At 48.0% G+C, this 1143-nt stretch carries 1 protein-coding gene; it reads left to right on the plus strand.

From position 1 onward, the window contains the following. On the plus strand, positions 1-1143 hold a 1143-nt coding region (gene priA, locus R7F07_RS25215; protein WP_318110672.1), incomplete at both ends, for a primosomal protein N'.

Genomic DNA, 1143 nt, shown 5'->3' on the forward strand with positions numbered 1-1143 from the left:
CCGATTGTTCTGGGCTCAGCCACACCTGCACTGGAGACATTGCACAATGCCTTGTCAGGCAAGTATCACCATTTAACCCTGACCCAACGCGCAGGCTCTGCGGTTCCTACTACTAATAAAGTGCTCGACGTCAAAGGTCAGTATTTAGAAAGTGGTTTATCTGCCCCATTGATTGCGGAAATGCGTAAACACCTTAAAGCAGGCAATCAGGTGATGCTGTTTCTTAACCGTCGTGGTTTCTCCCCTGCTCTCATGTGTCATGAATGTGGTTGGATTGCCGAATGCAAACGTTGTGATGCTTATTACACCTTCCACCAATACAGCAATGAGATTCGCTGCCACCATTGTGGTTCACAGCAACCAGTGATTCATCAGTGTCAGGGCTGTGGTTCAACTCAACTGGTTACCGTTGGTGTCGGTACCGAACAGTTAGAACAGCAATTGGCACAATTGTTTCCCGAAGACAAAGCCATCCCAATAGACAGGGATAGCACGCGCCGCAAAGGCAGTGTAGAAGATGGGCTGGACTCCATCCGCAAGGGTGAATATCAAATTTTAATTGGCACTCAAATGCTAGCTAAGGGACACCATTTCCCCAATGTAACGCTCGTCGCCTTGCTAGATGTTGATGGCTCCCTATATAGTAGCGACTTTCGCGCCTCCGAAAGATTAGCGCAGTTATTCATTCAAGTCGCAGGGCGAGCCGGACGTGCAAGTAAGCCGGGGGAAGTGGTTTTACAGACTCACCATCCTGAGCACAGCTTGTTGCAAGCCTTATTGGAAAAAGACTACCGACACTTCGCTATGACGGCATTAGAGGAACGTAAACTGGCGCAGTTGCCACCGTACAGTTTCCTGACTCTATTTAAAGCCGAAGCGAATCAGAGCGAGATCGTAGAAGATTTTCTGCGTCAAGTTCGCTTTACCTTAGAATCTCACCCTTTGTTTGACGACACCTGCATGGTGCTTGGTCCAACACCATCGCCTCTCACCAAACGCGCAGGCAAATACCGTTGGCAGCTGTTACTCCAAACCCAGCACCGTTCATTAATGCAAAAGTTATTAACCAGTGCCAAACCTGCTATTGAGTTGTTGCCTAATGCCAAAAAAGTTCGCTGGAATTTAGACATAGAACCACAAGAT

It is taken from the genome of Vibrio sp. YT-16 (assembly GCF_033337405.1).
GTDB classification, from domain to species: domain Bacteria; phylum Pseudomonadota; class Gammaproteobacteria; order Enterobacterales; family Vibrionaceae; genus Vibrio; species Vibrio alginolyticus.